Here is a 16,622-nt window from a genome sequence, read left to right as displayed (position 1 = left end):
AGCAAAAGACATGAAAGGCGGGCATCATTATCAGGTCTCGGTGACCTGGCAGGGGAATCTGGGCGCAGGCACGGAAGATTATCGCGCTTATGGACGCGATCACCTGATCGGCGCCGTGGGCAAGGCAGACATCGCCGGCTCAGCCGATCCGGCCTTTCGCGGTGACGCGACGCGCTGGAATCCGGAGGATTTGCTGGTGGCATCGCTCAGCGCTTGTCACAAATTATGGTACCTGCATCTGTGCGCCACCTCGGGGATTTCGGTGCTGGCCTATCAGGACGATGCCGTGGGCGTGATGCGCGAAGACGCCGCGCGCGGCGGCTTTTTCACCTCGGTGACGCTGCGGCCGCAGGTCACGGTGCGCGACGGCGACGATCTGCAACTGGCGCAACAGCTGCATGAGAAGGCGCATCACCTGTGCTTTATCGCCAATTCGGTGAATTTCCCGGTGGCGTGCGAACCGCAGGCCGCGCACGCAACCCGCTGAATTTTCACTTAGCTTTGCCATTTTCGTTATTTTGAACGTCACTGCGGCTCACGGATACTGGGAGAAAATCCCCAACCGCGAGCCGCAGCATGTCCTACGCCCACTATTTGCACCCCGAACAACGCGACCGCATCCGGCGGCTTCATCGGCGCTGGCACTGGCGGCTGGAACTGCCCACCTGGGGGATCATGGCGGCGGTGTACGGCGGCTGGTTTGGCGTGGCGCATTATTGGCAGGCGCTGGGCCCGTGGCTTGGCGCGCCGCTGCTGATCCTGCTGACCACCGGGTATATGTCGCTGCAGCATGAGCTGATCCACGGCCATCCGACGCGCCGGCCGCGCGTCAATCAGCTGTTCGGCCTGTTGCCGCTGGCGGTGTGGTATCCCTATGGACTGTATCGCGATTCGCATCTGCGCCACCATCGCAATGAACACCTGACCGATCCGCACGAAGATCCCGAAAGCTACTACTTCAGCGCCGCGCAGTGGCGGCGTTATCCCCGCCTGTTGCCGCGGCTGGCCGCGGTGCGCAATACGCTGATCGGCCGGGTGCTCCTCGGCCCGGCGCTGGATATCGTCGCCACGCTGTTCGGCGCCGTGAAGACGCTTGCGGCGGGCGATCTGCGCGCCTGGGCGATGTGGCTGACGCATCTGTCGCTGTTGGCGGCGCTGCTGCACTGGCTGCAGGCGCAGGGTATCGGTACGGCGTTTTACCTGTTGGCCATCAGCTATCCGGCGCTGGCGCTGACCAAGGTAAGATCGTTTTTTGAGCATCGCGCCGTGGACGCACCGCAGGCACGTTCTATTATTAATGAGGCGGGCTGGCCGTGGCGGCTGTTGTTTCTCAATTTGAACTACCATTTAGTGCATCACGATCTGCCCGGCCTGCCCTGGTATGGCCTGCGCGAAGTCTATCTGGCGGAGCGCGAGGCGTATCAGCGCCGCAGCCAGGGATTTGTCGCGCAAGGCTACGGCGAGTGGCTGCGCGATTACGCGCTGACGCCGATCGACGTCGGCGTGCATCCGCTGAGCGCCGGCGAACGGCGGGAGGAACGCGGTGCCCGGCCGAAGAAAAACTTTATTGCGCGCTGGAAGCGCGTTTCTCAGGATTTTCCAACCGAACTGGCCCATGAGCCGGAAAACATATAACCAGAGGAAAAGTATGGCAATCACCTTATCACGCGGACGTTCCTTTGCCGTCGCGCTGGCCCTGCTGGCCACCGGCGGCCTGGCGCAGGCGGCCGACTCGGTACGCGTCGGCTCCAAGATCGATACCGAAGGTTCGCTGCTCGGCAACATCATCGTGCAGGTGCTGGAAGCCAACGGCATCAAGACCACCAACAAGCTGCAGCTCGGCACCACCAAGGTGTTGCGCGGCGCCATCACCTCCGGCGAGATCGACATTTACCCGGAGTACACCGGCAACGGCGCGTTTTTCTTCTCCGATGAGAAAGATCCGGCATGGAAGAACGCCCAGGCCGGTTTCGAGAAGGTGAAGCAGCTCGACTACGACAAAAACAAAATCGTCTGGTTGGACGCGGCGCCGGCCAACAATACCTGGACTATCGCCATTCGGCAGGACGTGGCGGACGCCAACCATCTCAAAACGCTGGCGGATCTCGGCAAGTGGATCAACGGCGGCGGCAAGTTCAAGCTGGCGGCCTCGGCGGAGTTTATCGAGCGGCCGGATGCGCTGCCGGCGTTCCAGAACGCCTACGGTTTCAAGCTGAATCAGGATCAACTGCTGTCTCTGGCCGGCGGCGACACGGCGGTGACCATCAAGGCCGCAGCGGAGCAGACCTCCGGCGTCAACGCGGCGATGGCCTACGGCACCGATGGCCCGGTGGCGGCGCTGGGGCTGCAGACGCTGGCGGACCCGAAAGGCGTACAGCCCATCTACGCGCCGGCGCCGATCGTGCGCGAAGCGGCGCTGAAAGCGCACGCCAATCTGCCTGAACTGCTGAAACCGGTGTTCGCCTCGCTGGATGGGCCGACGCTGCAAAAGCTCAACGCGCAGATCGCCGTGGAAGGCCAGGACGCCAAACAGGTGGCGGCCGCTTACCTGAAAGAGAAAGGATTTGTTAAGGGATAACGCCGAGGTGCCCCCTCTTGTTACGGGAGAGGGGGAAAACCGATGGCGCCGGAGAGTTTCTTTGACTATTGCCGTAAAACATCGCGTGTTGTTAACGCTGTTCGTGTTGTTGCTGCTGGCCGCCTTCGGCCTGCCGTTCCTCAGTTATGCCCCCAATCGTCTGCTGTCGGGTAAAAGCCTGTCTTTATTCTCCCTGCTGCACGGCCCGGCGCTGTGGCTGCTGTTGCCGCTGGCGGCGTTGGCGATCCTCAGCCTGTTGCCGCCGACGCGGGGGCGTGCGCTGTTGACGGCGCTGGCCGCCTGCGGGGTGCTGACGCTGGTCTTTTGGATCGGCGGACAGGCCGCCGAACGCCTGGCGCAGGAGGGATCGCGCCTGGCACGCACCTCTTGGGGCAGCGGTGCCTGGCTGACGATGGCGCTGAGCCTGCTGATCGCCGCCGACGCCATGACGCGCCTCACCGCGTCGCACCTGCGGCGGATGCTCGGCAACGCGCTGGTGCTGGTGCCGCCGGCGCTGCTGCTGTTCGGCCATCAGCTCGATCAGCTGTCGCTGCTGAAGGAGTACCACAATCGGCAGGAGGTGTTTGACGCCGCGCTGCTGCAGCACCTGACCATTCTGCTGGCGACGATGGCGCCGGCGCTGGCGATCGGCGTGCCGCTCGGGGTGCTGTGTTTTCGCTCCGAGCGCTGGCAGCGGCCGATCTTCTCCGCGCTGAACATTATCCAGACCGTGCCTTCCATCGCGCTGTTCGGCCTGCTGATCGCGCCGCTGGCGGGGCTGGCGGCGGCAGTGCCCTGGCTGGCGGAACACGGCGTCAGCGGTATCGGCATGGCGCCGGCGATCGTGGCGCTGGTGCTGTACGCGCTGTTGCCGCTGGTGCGCAGCGTGGTGGCGGGGCTGCAAAGCGTGCCGGCCGGCGTGATTGAGTCCGCTACCGGCATGGGGCTGACGCGCGGGCAGATCTTCCTGCGCGTGCAACTGCCGTTGGCGCTGCCGCTGTTCCTGACCGGTGTGCGTATTCTGGCGGTGCAAACCGTCGGCATGGCGGTGGTGGCGGCGCTGATCGGCGCCGGCGGCTTTGGCGCCATCGTGTTTCAGGGGCTGCTCAGCAGCGCGCTGGATCTGGTTCTGCTGGGGGTGATCCCGGTGGTCATGATGGCGGTCATCGTCGATTCGCTGTTTAAATTTTGGGTTTCAATCCTGGACGTATCGCGCCGATGATTCACTTTGAGCAAGTCAGCAAAATTTTTCAGGGCAAGCCGGCGGTGGACGATCTCACGCTGCACATCGCCGAGGGCGAATTCACCGTGTTGATCGGCACCTCGGGTTCCGGCAAGTCCACGACATTAAAAATGATCAACCGCCTGATCGAACACGATCGGGGCAAGATTCTCTTTGCCGGCGAAGAGATCCAGTCGTTTAAACCGCAGGATCTGCGGCGGCGCATGGGTTATGCGATCCAATCGATCGGCCTGTTTCCACATTGGACGGTGGAGGAGAACATCGCCACCGTGCCGCAGCTGCTGAAATGGCCGCGCGCGCGCATTCGCGATCGGGTTACCGAGTTGCTGGAGCTGCTGCACCTGGAACCGGATCTGTTTCGTCGCCGCTACCCGCACCAGCTTTCCGGCGGGCAGCAGCAGCGGGTTGGCGTGGCGCGCGCGCTCGCCGCCGATCCCGAGGTGTTGTTGATGGACGAACCGTTCGGCGCGTTGGATCCGGTCACCCGCACGGCGCTGCAGGCGGAGATCGCCCGCATTCATCAGATCTCGGGCCGCACCATTGTGCTGGTGACGCACGACATCGACGAGGCGTTGGGCCTGGCGGATCGCCTGGTACTGCTCGATCAGGGGCGGGTGGTGCAACAGGGCACGCCGCTGACGCTGTTGACCGCCCCGGCCAACGACTTCGTGCGTGACTTTTTCGGGCGCAGCGATCGCGGCATCAAGCTGCTGTCGCTGGGGACGGTGGCGGAGCGGGTGCGGCCCGGTGTTGCCGGGGGCGAACCGATCGCCGCCGCCATGAGCCTGCGCGAGGCGCTGTCGGTGTTCGTGGCGCGCGGCAGCGACTGCCTGCCGGTGGTGGATGAACGGGGCGAAGCGTTGGGGGTTCTGCACTTCCACGATCTGATCGCCGGGCAGGCGCTGTCATGAGCGGGCGTCTCTGGCGCCTGCTGCGCGATCCGCTGCCCTGGACGCTGGCGCTGCTGTTGGCGCTGGTGTTCGGCATGGATCATCTGCGCGGTCTGTTTGCCGCCTGGTTCCCCGATCTGGACCGGCCCATTTATCAGCAGGACAGCTTTATCGCGCTGGTGGGGGCGCACCTGTCGCTGGTGGCGATCTCCAGCCTGATTGCGGTGGCTCTCGGCGTGGCGGCGGGCGTCGCCGTGACCCGACGCGGCGGCCGGGAGTTTCGTTCGCTGCTGGAAACGGTGGTGGCGGTGGGGCAGACCTTCCCGCCGGTGGCGGTGTTGGCGGTGGCGGTGCCGGTGATGGGCTTCAGCGAGCAGCCGGCGATCATTGCGCTGGTGCTGTACGGCTTGCTGCCGATCCTGCAGGGTACGCTGGCGGGCATCGAATCGGTGCCGCCCGCCACGCGCGAGATCGCCCGCGGCGTGGGGATGAGCGCCTGGCAAATTCTGTGGCGGGTTGAACTGCCGCTGGCGGCGCCGGTGATCGTCGCCGGGATCCGCACGTCGGTAATCATTAACATCGGCACGGCGGCCATCGCTTCCACCGTCGGTACCAAAACGCTCGGTTCGCCGATCATCATCGGCCTGACCGGGTTTAACACCGCCTATGTGATCCAGGGCGCGGCGGTTGTGGCGTTGTTGGCTATTATCACCGATATGCTGTTCGAACGTTGGGTGCGTTATCTCACCGCCTGGCGTCAGCAGACGCTGGCGGCCACTCCGGCGGGGTAAGGGGGAAATGATGCAGGTGTCTCTACCGATGTACGGCGTTGGCCGGGAGCAGGCCGACGCTTTCTGGCAGGTCTTGCGCGGCAAGCTGCTGCGGCTGGGGCTGCCGGCGGCGCCGGAACGGCTCAGCTGGCCGGACGATTTGGCGCGGCATTGGCGGCGCGAGGATCTCTTGCTCAGCCAAACCTGTGGTTATCCGTTGGTCAGCAGCCTGCCGCAGGTGCAGCTGATTGGAACCTATCATTATCGGGTGGAAGGGTGCGACGGGCCTAATTACCGCAGCTGGCTGGTGGTGCGCGCAGGCGACTCCGGGGAACGGCTGGCGGATTTTCGCGGCCGGACGGTGGCGTATAACAGCACCGATTCCCAGTCCGGCTACAACGGCTTGCGCGCGCTGATCGCACCGCTGGCGCAGGACGGGAAATTCTTCGGTGCGGCTATCGCCTCCGGGGCGCATTATCAGTCGCTGAAACTGATCCGCAGCGGGCAGGCGGATATCGCCGCCATCGATTCCATCAGCATGGAACTGCTGCGCCGCGCGCAGCCGCAGGCGCTGGAGGGGCTGAAAATCATCGGCCGCACGGCGGCGGTGCCGGGTTTGCCGCTGATCACCGCAGCCGGCACGCCGCCGGAACAGGTGGACATCCTGCGCGCCGGCGCCCGAGCGATGCTGGATGAGGCGGTCAGCGACCGCCTGCTAATCGGCGATTTCAGCCTGGTGCCGCGCTCGGCTTACCAGATTATCACCGTGCTGGAGCAACAGGCCGCCGCACAGGGCGTAACGGCGCTCTAGCCGCCGTTACAGCAGGCCGCCGCCGTCGATGTCGATCACGCTGCCGGTGACGAAACCGTTCTCCATCGCCAGCAGGTAACCCGCCGCGACGTCGGCCGCCTGGCCGATCCGGCCGACCGGCAGACTGACGCTCACGCGCTCGAACAGCGCCTGACGCTGCGCGGCGCCCATGCCGTCGTAGGCTTCGGTGGCGGTGATGCCGGGGCTGACCACGTTCACCCGCCGCGGGGCCAGTTCCTTCGCCAGCTGTTTACCGACCGCTTCCAGCGCGGCGTTGATGCCGGTTTTGATCAACTGACCGCCGAGGTATTTGCGCGACAGCTGGCCGGAGGTCAGGGTGATGGAGCCCTGCGGCGCCAGCGTCGGCAGCGCGGCCTGCACCGCGCGCAAGCTGCCCCAGAATTTGACGTTGAAGTCGGCCTGCGCCTGCTCAAAATCAGTCTCCGCCAGCGGTTTCGCCTGCACCAGCGGCCCGGCGGTGATCACCAGATGGTCGAAAGCGCCGACGGCGGCAAACAGCGCATGCAGCGACGCTTCATCGGTTAGATCGGCCTGCATCAGATGCAGCGCGTCGTTTTTCTCCCCGGCGTGGGGAAGGCGGCGCGAAGCCAGCACCACTTCAGCGCCGCGCGCCGCCGCTGCGTAGGCCACCGCGGCGCCAATGCCGCTGGTGCCGCCCAGGATCACCAGCTTTTGTCGTTTCAGGGGGGAGTCAGGAATCGTCATGTTAAGGCCTCTTTTTAGGTAAGTTTCAACGGGATCTATCTTTCCTGATTGAAAATGAGGAAAAAAGCCCGCCTAATAGTAAACACTTGTAAATTAATATTAATAATTGATTGGGCTAAAAAGAGGGGGAGCAGATGACCTCATTTGTCGATCTCGAGGTGTTTGTCCGCACGGTGGACGGTGGCAGTTTTTCCGCCGCGGCGCGCGCGCTGGACATGACGCCGGCGGCGGCCAGCATTGCGGTGAAAAGGCTGGAGCAGCAGTTGGGCGCGCGGCTGCTGGTGCGTTCCACCCGCAGCCTGAGGTTAACGGAGGAGGGGGCTCGCTATCTCGACAGCGCGCGCCTGGCGCTGGGCGCGTTAGCCGAAGGAGAGCAGGCGATCCGCGAGAAGCATCAGGGGCTGTCCGGGGTGCTGCAGATTTCCGCGCCGTCGGATTTTGGCCGCAATTTGCTGCTCTGCTGGCTGGATGAGTTCCGCCTGCAGCATCCGCATATTCAGCTGCAGCTTCTGATCAACGATCGGCAGGCCGACCTGTTCCGCGAACCGGTGGACGTGGCGTTGCGCTTCGGGCCGCTGGCCGACTCTTCGCTGGTGGCGCTGCCGATCTTGCCGCAGCATCGGCGGTTGATCTGCGCCAGCCCGGATTACCTGCGGCGTCACGGCGCGCCGCAAACGCCGGCCGATCTGGCCCGGCACAGCATTCTGGTGTATCAGCCCAGCGGCAAACGGCAGGTGGAATGGCGGCTGTGGCGCGGTGAGGAGGGGGTCGAAGTGCCGCTGAACGGCAGCTATTTTACCGATGACGGCGAGGTGGCGCGGCGCTGGGCGCTGGCGGGGCACGGCGTGGTGCGCAAGTCGGCGATCGACGTGGCGGCCGACATTCACGCCGGGCGGCTGGTGCAACTGTTGCCGGAATGGCGCAGCGACGCGGTGCCGATCAATCTGGTCTGCCCGCATCGTTCGCAGGTGTCGGAGCGCGTCAGGCAACTGCAGCGCTTTTTACAGCAGCGCTGCCAGCGCTGGATGGACGATCACTTGGCCTGAAGGGGTTCGGTTTGCGCCGGCGTAGCGGCGGTATCACCGGCAGGCGCGCTTTCTTCGTGCGGGGTGGTGGAACGGGTGTAGATGTTCAGCCCGGCGAGGAATACGCCGCCCAGAGAACCGAAGGCGCACAGGGCGATGACGATGACGAACGCTTTTTTCAGCATAGGAATAATTTCGCAGGTTGCTTGGAACAGCGGGAATTATAGCCCCTTCGCCGGGTGAAACAAGAATCGTTTTTAACGGCGGCCCGCAGACCGCCCTTTGTGATCATCGCCGTTCGCAGTCGATGGCCTGTACGTTGGCCGGGCGGGCGAACAGGTATTTTCCCAGCGTCACCAGCACCACCGCCGCCACGATGATCACCAGCGCCAGCCACTCGCGCGGCGCCAGCGATTCACCGGCAAAACCGATGCCGAGCAGCACCGCCACCACCGGGTTGACGTAGGCATAGCTGGTGGCGACCGCCGGGCGCACGTTCTTCAACAAGAACATATAGGCGCTGATCGCCAGCATCGAACCGAAGACGATCAGATAGCCCAGCGCCAGAAAGCCGGCGGTGCTCGGCATCTGAACGAGGCGCTCGCCGCTCAGCTGGCTGGCTGCCAATAACACCACGCCGGCGACCAGCATCTCCGCCGCGCCGGCCATCGGCCCGGCCGGCAGCGAGATGCGCGATCCCAACACCGATCCGAAGGCCCAGCTGGCCGAAGCCAGCAAAATCAGCAGCGCGCCGGTCGGATTGCCCACCAGGTTGTTGCCGGTATTAAGCAGCACGATGCCCACCAACCCGAGCGCGATGCCGGCCCATTCCAGCTTGGTGTTGCGCATGCCCCACAGCAGGCTGAAGCAGAGGGTGAACAGCGGCACCGTCGCCACCATCACCGCCGCAATGCCGGAGGGCACATGTTGGTGTTCCGCCACCGTCACCAGGCCGTTGCCCACCGCCAGCAGCAGAATGCCGATGGCGCCGGCGGCCAGCCACTGCTTCGGCGTCGGCAGCGCGTGGCCGCGCCAGGCCAGGAAACTGAACAGCACGATGCCGGCTAGCAGAAAGCGAATCCCGGCCATCATCAGCGGCGGCCACTGTTCGACGCCCAGACGAATGACGAAATAGGTGGAACCCCAAACGATATATAACGTGAACAACGCCCCGATCAACGGCAGGACGCTACGGCTTTGTTGGCTAAGCATAGGATTGTATTTTGCGGGAATGATTATTATTAGAACGCTCAGTAAACCCGATCGGGCAACCGATAAGCAATGGCCTGCGGCATTATTTTTCCGGCGGCCGAAAGCCGTTCAATGGCCTTGCTGTTTCCACTGCAGCCAACTGACGGCCGGCAGATAAATCGACCAGCCGATGGCCAGCAGCAGCAGCATGAACTCCGGCGGCACGCCGGGCAGCAGGGCGTCCAGTTTCCAGGAGACGGCGTAGGCGAAAGGGCCGAGGGCGGCGCCCAATACCGCCAGCGGCCAGGGCGCCGCTCTGACCACGTCCAACAGCCAATACCACCAGCAGCCGAAGCCGATCCACAGCGCGATGGTCCAGAGCGGCAGGCCGTGTTGCCCGCTGTAATGCAGCACGCCGCTGTAGCTCCACAGACCATCCATGCCGATGCCGCCCAAGGCGGCCAGGGCGGCGCCCTTGCGGCGGGCGGCGGGGGTAAAGATCAGCGCCAGCGCCGCACCGGCCAGCAGTATGCCGTTGAGCCGATCGCGAGTCAGCAGCGCCAGCAGCCAGCAGACGCCCAGCCCCAGCGTCGCCAGCCAGAATCCGGCATGCGGCTTCTTCATCGTTCAACTCCCGTGGGGTTACTCTGCCGCCGCGCGCGCAGCGCGCCGACGGAGGTGTCAGAACGGGCGCGGGGCCCGTTGTTTGCCTGAATATTCGATAATTCAACCTTAGAAGGGAAGGTGCGGGGTGCACAAGCAGAATAATCTGTACCGGTTGAAAACGCGGGCAAAAACCGGTGTTACAAGAGAGAAATCCGGTAGGCGCAGCGGCGTGAGCCGGCCAGAATGTGTTCGGCGCGCTCCACCTGCGCCTGCAGCACTTCGGTGAAGATGCTCAGCTCAGCGCGGCAGAAGCCCTGGCAGACGGTGGCGGCGGCGCAGATCGGGCAGTGGTTTTCCACCAGCAGATAGGCGCCGTCTTCCTCCTGACGCCATTCGGCCATATACCCTTCGCGGCAGCGGATCTCGGTGAGGCGCGCCACGCGTTCGCGCAGATCGGTGGCGCCGATCATCGCCTGCTTGTAGTTGATGCGGTTTTCCTGCTCACGGGTCTCGATCAGCAGGTCGATCGCCTGTTCACCCAGCTTGTCACGCACGGTGCGCAGCAGCTGCACCGTCAGATCCGCATGGGTGTCAGGAAAGCGTGCGTTACCGGCGGCAGTCAAATGCCACAGCTGCACCGGGCGGCCCACGCCGCGCGTTTCCGCTACCGCTTCGACCAGCCCCTCTTTCGCCAGCTTGACGAACTGCTGCCGGGCCGCTTCACCGGTGGTGCCGAGCACTTTTCCTGCGTCTGAGGCTTGCTGCGGGCCGCGGGTCTTCAATAGCGTCAGCAAGCGGTCACTGACCGATTGTGCGGTGCTGCCGCCATTTTCCAAGTTTATTCTTGACATATTTCTCCGCCTCGCCCTAACTTATTCCAAGATAACTCTTGTTAAATTTAACGCAATCTCATGACCAACTCAATGCCATTCCTCTGAAAACAGGACAACAACCGTGATAACCCATGATGATAGCCGCTGGAGTGACCTTTTCTCCGGCAAAAATGCGGCCAGTGCGATCGCGCTCTCGCTTGGCGTGGCGCTGCATGCCATCAATATTCTGGTCGCCACCACCATTCTGCCCTCGGTGGTGCAGGATATCGGCGGTCTGGATCTCTATGCCTGGAACACCACGCTGTTCGTGGTGGCGTCGATCCTCGGCTCCGCGCTGTCGGCCCGCTTGCTCAGCGGCTACGGCGCGCGCAACGCCTATCTGGTCGCTTCGCTGTTTTTCATTGCCGGAGCGGGGCTGTGCGCGCTGGCGCCGAGCATGCCGGTGATGCTGATCGGCCGCACGGTGCAGGGGTTCGGCGGCGGGCTGATCTTTGCGCTCTCCTACGCGATGATCAATCTGGTGTTCGAGCAGCGATTGTGGCCGCGCGCCATGGCGCTTATCTCGGCGATGTGGGGCATCGCCACGCTGGTCGGCCCGGCGGTAGGCGGCATTTTTGCCGAGTTGCACGCCTGGCGTTGGGCCTTCGGCATTCTGCTGCCGATCATGGCGCTGTACGCCGCGTTTACCTTCCTGATCCTGCCCAAGGGCCAGGCGCAGCAGGCGGCCGCGCCGCTGCCGACCGCGCAGCTGCTGTTGCTGACCGTGGCGGTGCTGGTGGTGTCCGCCGGCAGCCTGGCGCACAGCGTCTGGATCAACCTGGCGGGCATCGCGCTTTCGCTGGCGCTGATGGCCTGGCTGATGAAGCGCGAGGCGCGCTCGCGCGCGCGCCTGTTGCCGCACGGCGCGCTGCGGCGCGGCTCATCGCTGGCGGCGCTCTATATTACGGTGTCGTTGCTGGTGATCGGCATGACCAGCGAAATCTTCGTGCCCTATTTCCTGCAGTTGCTGCACGGCCAGTCGCCGCTGATCTCCGGCTATATCGCCGCGACCATGGCCGCCGGCTGGACGTTGTCCGAAATTCTCAGCTCCGGCTGGCGCGGGGCGGGCATTCGCCGGGCGATCGTCAGCGGGCCGCTGTTCGTGCTGGTGGGCCTGCTGGCGCTGGCGATCCTGATGCCGACGCCCTCCGACGGTCACTGGCAGGCGCTGACCCCGATCGTCATCGCGTTGTCGCTGGTGGGTTTCGGCATCGGCTTCGGCTGGCCGCATCTGCTGACGCGCATTTTGCAGGTGGCGCCTGAAGCGGACAAAGACATCGCCGGCGCCTCGATCACCACGGTGCAGCTGTTCGCCACCGCATTCGGCGCGGCGCTGGCGGGGATGACCGCCAACCTGGCGGGGCTGAACGATCCGGGCGGCGCGGCATCGGCGGCGCGTTGGCTGTTCCTGGCGTTCGCGCTGGCGCCGCTGCTGGCGGTATTCAGCGCCTGGCGCTGCGCCGCGATCGCGCCGCCGGCCGCCGAGACGGGCAATTTTGTACCCAACCCGTCCTCGCGCGAGTGCTAGAACGCTTCTCCTCATTCGGCGATGTTTGCGGTGATCCTGGCGTTATTCCTGCGCGACATTGTTAAAATCCGCTTGCTATATCTCTAATTTGAGATTATTTCTCTTATATGGGATTTTCAAGCGGAGTGTGAGCGATGGATAACGGTCTGGACAATGCCGACCTGAGGTTGGCGCAGCGGCTGGCGGATTTGCGCCGGCAACGGGCGTGGTCGCTGGAGGAGCTGGCGCAGTGCACCGATCTTAGCCGGGCGACGCTCTCGCGGGTGGAGCGCGCCGAGACCAGCCCGACGGCGTCGTTGCTGAACCGGCTGTGCGCCGCCTATGGGTTGACCATGTCGCGCCTGCTGAGCGAGATCGAAGACGAGCCGCCGGAGCTGTTGCGGCCGCAGCAGCAACCGGTGTGGGTCGATCGCGCCAGCGGTTTTCACCGTCGCTCCGTTTCTCCCCCCGCTGCGTTGTATAAGGCCGAATTTATCGAAGCCCGGCTCGATGCCGGCGCGCAGATCGATTACGACCTGCCGTCGATTCCGGCGCTGGAGCACCATCTCTGGCTGCTGTCCGGGCAGCTGGAGTTGACGCTGGAAGGGCGCGTTTTCCGGTTATCATCCGGCGACTGCCTGCGCTACCGCCTGTTCGGCACCTCCCGTTTCCATGTCCCCGGCGATGAGCCGGCCCATTACACCCTCGTTATTTGCAGGCCATAGCCATGATCGAATTGCAACAGTGGGACGCCGGCGCGGCGCAAAGCGCCATGGCCGAATTGGCCGAAATGCTGCACGCCAGCGTGGCGCACGGCGCAAGCATCGGTTTTGTCATGCCCTTTACGCTGACGCAGGCGCAGGCATTTTGGCAGGGGTTGCTGCCGGCCATCGCGCGGGGAGAGCGTGCGATGCTGGTGGCGCTCGCGAACGGCCGGCCGGTCGGCACCGTGCAGCTGTTACTGGCGATGCCGGACAACGGCCGTCACCGGGCGGAAGTGGTCAAGCTGATGGTGCACCCGCAGGCTCGGCGGCAGGGCGTCGCCCGGCTGCTGATGCAGGAAGTGCAGGCGCTGGCGGCGCGTCATCAGCGCAGCCTGTTGGTGCTGGATACCCTGAGCGGCAGCGCGGCGCAGGAGCTGTACCGTCAATTGGGGTTCGAGTCGGCGGGCGATATCCCGCAATACGCCCGCGCCAGCGACGGCGGGGCGTTGGAGGCCACCTGCTATATGTATAAACTGCTGTGAGGGTTAGCGCCCGCGCCAGGCGTTGATCGCCTGCTGGCGAACCTGCAGCTTTTGCTGCGGCGTTAGCTTGTTGTAGTCGCGGGCCAGGCCGTTTTCCCAATCGCCGTACATCGGGTTGGGCAGCACGATGAATTCGGTGCCGAACTTAGCCTGGTTGTCGCTGACGAACGCCCGGCGCTGCGCATTATCCTGGTGATAAGTCGCGGCGCCGAAGTCGTTCAGGTTGTCGCCCGCGTACACCACGATGTCATAGCCGGCTTGTTTGATGGCGTCGAAGCGCGCCTGTTTATTGGCGGTGTCGGTGCTGAGCAGCACGGTTTTTGCCGACAGGCCGGTGAAACCGAGCTTCTGCATGTTGGCCACCGTGGCGGCGTAGTCGCTCTGTTTGCGGTTCGAGACGTAGAACATCGTCCCCTGATGGCCGTTGACGTAGCGGGCGAACGCCACTGCGCCCGGCACCGCGGCGGCCTGTTCGGCCTGCGTCCATTTGGCCCAAGTCGCGCCGTCGTACGGTCGGCCTTGCTGCGCCTGCCAGCCGGAGTAGGCGCTGTTATCCAGCATGGTTTCATCCAGATCGACCACCACCGCCTTTTTACGGCCTGGCGCGGCCCTGGCCTGATCGAAGGCGCGCTGCGCGCTGTTGAACGCCTGATGCGCCAGCGCCTGGTATTCGCCGGACTGTTGGAACCAGTTGACCGCCAGCACCGATTGATCCGCCAGCCGCTGCTGGGCCTGCGCATCGGTGTGCGGCGGCTGCGCGCAACCGGTCAAGGCCAGCAGCGCGACGCCCATCGCCGCGCCGAGGGTGAGTGTGCGTACCTGTTTTCCTGCCATTGTTATCTCTCTTTTTTATTGTGGGCTGTCCAGCAGCATATCCATCTCGAACTGACGCAGGGGATCCTGCCGCCAGCCAAGATGCGTAAAGAAGGGGGCGGCCACCTCGGGCACAAAGACGTTGGCGGTCAGCGGCAAAGGGGCGAACTGCGCTTGCAGCGCGGCCAGCAAGGCGCGGGCATGCCCCTGGCCGCGGTGCTGCGGCGGCACGTAGATCAGGCGCAGCCAGCAATGCTCGGCACCGGGCATCACCACGGCGTAAACCTGACGATTGAGCGTATAGGCTTGCGGTTTGCCCGGCAGCTTGAACAACGATTCAGGGGCGATCAGCCAGGGCAGGTCGGTGGCGCCTTCCGCCGTCAGGCGATGGCTGACGGTCAGCGGGTCGACCGCCTGCAGCACCGCCTTGCCTGGCGGCACGGCCGCCGGCGCCTGATGGCCGGTCAGGGTGCGCACGATACGCAGCCCGGCGCGGTGGTACAGCGCCAGCGCGGCGTCGTTGCCTTCGATCACTTCCAGCGACAGCCGATGGTCGCCGCGCTGACGGGCATCCGCCACCACGCGCTGCATCAGCGCCTTGCCCAGCCCCTGGCCGCGCATCTCCGGGCGCACGGAAAAGGCCGCCACCCGGCTGTGCCGGCCGCGGCGAGCGATCAGCACCACCGCCACCGGTTCATGGCGATGGGTGACGATCAGGCTGTCGTTCAGGCTGAGATCTTCGGCGCCGAAGCGGGCGGCGAAGGTCGGCCCGTCGAGGACGAAACGCACGATGTAGTTTTCAAAACAGTGGTTGAGGATATTCGCCAGTTCGTCGCTGCTGTAGCACACGGCGTTGTGATAGTTAAACCGACCGTCGTTATGCATGGCTGATTCCGCTCGGAGGAAAGCTATACATGTAGACCCGTTTGTTTGGCAAGGCAAGCGGGGGCATTCGCCGGCGGGGAAAATAAAAACAAAAAAGCCGGACGCAGCCGCCCGGCGAAATAAAACTCTGGGTATCAAGTGACGCTAAAGTTTGCAGTGGTGGTTATTCATTCATCACATCAGAACTGATAGGTCAGGGCGACGGCAATCACGTTGTCGTCTTTCAGACCCAGCTTGTTATTGCTGTCGAGCTGGTTGATTTTATAATCCACATAGGTCGACATGTTCTTGTTGAAATAGTAGTACGCGCCGACGTCGATATATTTCACCAGGTCGGCATCGCCGATGCCTTCAATATCTTTGCCCTTCTGCTGAACGTAGCCCAGCGATGGACGCAGACCGAAGTCGAACTGATATTGCGCAACCAGTTCCAGGCCTTCGGCTTTATTGGCGAAGCCGCTGACGGAAGTGGAGCGGTTATTGATGGTGGCGGTGCCGGAAATTGGCGCGATGTTGCGGCTTTCCGAGTAGGTCGCGGCCAGGTAGACATCGTTGTTGTCATACTTCAGACCGGCGGCCCAGATATCGGCCTTGTCGCCTTTACCGAAGGTGCCCGCTTTCTGACTGGCGGTGCGGTTGGAAGAGGCATAGGCGGCACCCACGCTCAGGCCGTCGATGATTTCATAGCTGGAGGAAAGACCCCAGCCGTCGCCGTTCGCCTTGCTGGCGGAGCGGCTGTCGTTTTCGTTCTTGCCCTGATACTGGACGGCGAATTTCAGGCCGTCGACCAGACCGAAGAAGTTGTTGTTACGGTAGGTAGCGACGCCGTTGGTGCGGCCGTTCATGAAGTTGTCGGTTTTGACGTACGCGTCGTCGCCGAATTCAGGCAGCATATCCGTCCAGGCGCCGACGTCGTAAATAATGCCGTAATTGCGACCGTAGTCGAAAGAACCGAGGTCTTTATATTTCAGACCTGCGAAGCCCAGACGTGTTTTAGTGTCTTTGGTGCCGTCGGATTCAGAATGGTTAGCGGCGATCTGATATTCCCACTGGCCGTAACCGGTCAGCATGTCATTAATCTGGGTGGCGCCTTTAAAGCCGATACGGACGTAGGTTTTATCGCCATCGTTGCCGGCATCATCGGAGAAATAATGCAGGGCTTTCACACGACCGTAAAAATCGAGTTTGTTGCCGTCTTTATTGTAGATTTCTGCTGCCTGTGCCGCTTGCGCAAGTAAAAGTGCCGGAATAATAACGGCCAGAAGATTACGTTTCATGGGTTACCCTGCTTTATTCGATTAAAAGACGCTATCATCAGTTGCATTGCTGCTTTACTGTGCCGTCCGGTTGTTGGCGGCGGAGAATTTTTACCGTAGTAATGTGATCTATTTATGACAAAAAATTCATTTTCATGTCGAACGATTAAAAAAGTCGCGCAAAGGGTGAATTTTTTCTGCAA

The 16,622-nt window shown here is 63.4% G+C and carries 19 protein-coding genes; 11 read left to right on the top strand and 8 right to left on the bottom strand.

Going from position 1 to position 16,622, the window contains the following annotated elements; translation table 11 throughout:
• Positions 1–10 precede the first annotated feature (10 nt).
• The 7 genes from IMX17_RS11345 (at position 11) to IMX17_RS11315 (ending at position 6,292) form a co-directional block, all read left to right on the top strand.
• Positions 11–487, top strand: coding sequence for an OsmC family protein (locus IMX17_RS11345; RefSeq protein ID WP_182264898.1), 477 nt, complete (start codon positions 11–13; stop codon positions 485–487).
• Positions 488–576: 89 nt separating this feature from the next.
• Positions 577–1,635, top strand: a complete 1,059-nt coding sequence (locus IMX17_RS11340; protein WP_046896903.1) for a fatty acid desaturase — start codon at positions 577–579, stop codon at positions 1,633–1,635.
• A gap of 13 nt (positions 1,636–1,648) precedes the next feature.
• Positions 1,649–2,578, top strand: a complete 930-nt coding sequence (locus IMX17_RS11335; RefSeq protein WP_089196769.1) for an ABC transporter substrate-binding protein — start codon at positions 1,649–1,651, stop codon at positions 2,576–2,578.
• A 61-nt stretch (positions 2,579–2,639) separates the two neighbouring features.
• Positions 2,640–3,800, top strand: coding sequence for an ABC transporter permease (locus tag IMX17_RS11330; protein ID WP_072628081.1), 1,161 nt, complete (start codon positions 2,640–2,642; stop codon positions 3,798–3,800).
• Positions 3,797–4,732 (top strand): ABC transporter ATP-binding protein, encoded by a 936-nt coding sequence (locus IMX17_RS11325; RefSeq protein ID WP_046896906.1) that lies wholly within the window; start codon positions 3,797–3,799, stop codon positions 4,730–4,732. The genes IMX17_RS11330 and IMX17_RS11325 overlap by 4 nt, the downstream gene beginning before the upstream one ends.
• Positions 4,729–5,502 carry an ABC transporter permease gene (locus tag IMX17_RS11320; RefSeq protein WP_046896907.1) on the top strand — a complete coding sequence of 258 codons (774 nt, stop codon included), beginning with the start codon at positions 4,729–4,731 and terminating at the stop codon, positions 5,500–5,502. Before IMX17_RS11325 ends, IMX17_RS11320 begins: the two co-directional genes overlap by 4 nt.
• A 28-nt stretch (positions 5,503–5,530) precedes the next feature.
• On the top strand, positions 5,531–6,292 hold the full coding sequence (locus IMX17_RS11315; protein ID WP_182265125.1) for a phosphate/phosphite/phosphonate ABC transporter substrate-binding protein: 762 nt from the start codon (positions 5,531–5,533) through the stop codon (positions 6,290–6,292).
• Between the two features lie 6 nt (positions 6,293–6,298).
• On the opposite strand, the gene IMX17_RS11310 is transcribed toward IMX17_RS11315, so the two are convergent.
• The gene (locus IMX17_RS11310; RefSeq protein ID WP_193549781.1) at positions 6,299–7,018 is read right to left on the bottom strand and encodes an SDR family oxidoreductase; all 720 of its coding nucleotides are present in this window, start codon (positions 7,016–7,018) and stop codon (positions 6,299–6,301) included.
• 134 nt (positions 7,019–7,152) lie between these two features.
• On the opposite strand from IMX17_RS11310, the gene IMX17_RS11305 reads away from it, so the two are divergent.
• A complete protein-coding gene (locus IMX17_RS11305; RefSeq protein WP_033637627.1) occupies positions 7,153–8,064 on the top strand; it encodes a LysR family transcriptional regulator in 912 nt (303 codons plus the stop codon).
• Here the strand turns inward: IMX17_RS11305 and IMX17_RS11300 are convergent.
• The 4 genes from IMX17_RS11300 to IMX17_RS11285 all read right to left on the bottom strand — a co-directional run bounded on the left by IMX17_RS11300 (position 8,052) and on the right by IMX17_RS11285 (position 10,691).
• Positions 8,052–8,228 carry a hypothetical protein gene (locus IMX17_RS11300; RefSeq protein ID WP_193549780.1) on the bottom strand — a complete coding sequence of 59 codons (177 nt, stop codon included), beginning with the start codon at positions 8,226–8,228 and terminating at the stop codon, positions 8,052–8,054. The two genes, IMX17_RS11305 and IMX17_RS11300, sit on opposite strands and share 13 nt — an antisense overlap.
• A 103-nt stretch (positions 8,229–8,331) precedes the next feature.
• Complete coding sequence (gene yedA / locus IMX17_RS11295; protein ID WP_182264896.1) at positions 8,332–9,255, bottom strand: drug/metabolite exporter YedA; 924 nt, start codon at positions 9,253–9,255, stop codon at positions 8,332–8,334.
• Between the two features lie 108 nt (positions 9,256–9,363).
• Positions 9,364–9,858 (bottom strand): DUF2878 domain-containing protein, encoded by a 495-nt coding sequence (locus IMX17_RS11290; RefSeq protein WP_046896911.1) that lies wholly within the window; start codon positions 9,856–9,858, stop codon positions 9,364–9,366.
• A gap of 179 nt (positions 9,859–10,037) precedes the next feature.
• Positions 10,038–10,691 carry a metalloregulator ArsR/SmtB family transcription factor gene (locus IMX17_RS11285; RefSeq protein WP_046896912.1) on the bottom strand — a complete coding sequence of 218 codons (654 nt, stop codon included), beginning with the start codon at positions 10,689–10,691 and terminating at the stop codon, positions 10,038–10,040.
• A 103-nt stretch (positions 10,692–10,794) separates the two neighbouring features.
• Between IMX17_RS11285 and IMX17_RS11280 the strand changes: the two genes are divergently transcribed.
• The 3 genes from IMX17_RS11280 to IMX17_RS11270 all read left to right on the top strand — a co-directional run bounded on the left by IMX17_RS11280 (position 10,795) and on the right by IMX17_RS11270 (position 13,465).
• Positions 10,795–12,240 carry an MFS transporter gene (locus tag IMX17_RS11280; protein ID WP_193549779.1) on the top strand — a complete coding sequence of 482 codons (1,446 nt, stop codon included), beginning with the start codon at positions 10,795–10,797 and terminating at the stop codon, positions 12,238–12,240.
• A gap of 134 nt (positions 12,241–12,374) precedes the next feature.
• Positions 12,375–12,944 carry a helix-turn-helix domain-containing protein gene (locus IMX17_RS11275; protein ID WP_193549778.1) on the top strand — a complete coding sequence of 190 codons (570 nt, stop codon included), beginning with the start codon at positions 12,375–12,377 and terminating at the stop codon, positions 12,942–12,944.
• A gap of 2 nt (positions 12,945–12,946) precedes the next feature.
• Positions 12,947–13,465 (top strand): GNAT family N-acetyltransferase, encoded by a 519-nt coding sequence (locus IMX17_RS11270; RefSeq protein ID WP_193549777.1) that lies wholly within the window; start codon positions 12,947–12,949, stop codon positions 13,463–13,465.
• A 3-nt stretch (positions 13,466–13,468) separates the two neighbouring features.
• Here IMX17_RS11270 and IMX17_RS11265 read toward each other — a convergent pair whose 3' ends face one another.
• From IMX17_RS11265 to ompC, 3 genes are all read right to left on the bottom strand, one after another.
• Positions 13,469–14,299 (bottom strand): 5'-nucleotidase, lipoprotein e(P4) family, encoded by an 831-nt coding sequence (locus tag IMX17_RS11265; RefSeq protein WP_193549776.1) that lies wholly within the window; start codon positions 14,297–14,299, stop codon positions 13,469–13,471.
• A gap of 15 nt (positions 14,300–14,314) precedes the next feature.
• Positions 14,315–15,163, bottom strand: coding sequence for a GNAT family N-acetyltransferase (locus IMX17_RS11260; RefSeq protein WP_193549775.1), 849 nt, complete (start codon positions 15,161–15,163; stop codon positions 14,315–14,317).
• Between the two features lie 179 nt (positions 15,164–15,342).
• Entirely contained in the window at positions 15,343–16,440 is a 1,098-nt protein-coding gene (gene ompC, locus IMX17_RS11255) for a porin OmpC (protein ID WP_046896918.1), read from the bottom strand.
• Between the last annotated feature and the right edge of the window lie 182 nt (positions 16,441–16,622).

This window comes from Serratia sp. X3 (assembly GCF_014982455.1).
Classification (GTDB): Bacteria; Pseudomonadota; Gammaproteobacteria; order Enterobacterales; family Enterobacteriaceae; genus Serratia; species Serratia ureilytica.
The sequence above is the reverse complement of the archived record's forward strand: the minus strand, read 5'-3'. Positions and strand labels throughout refer to the sequence as shown.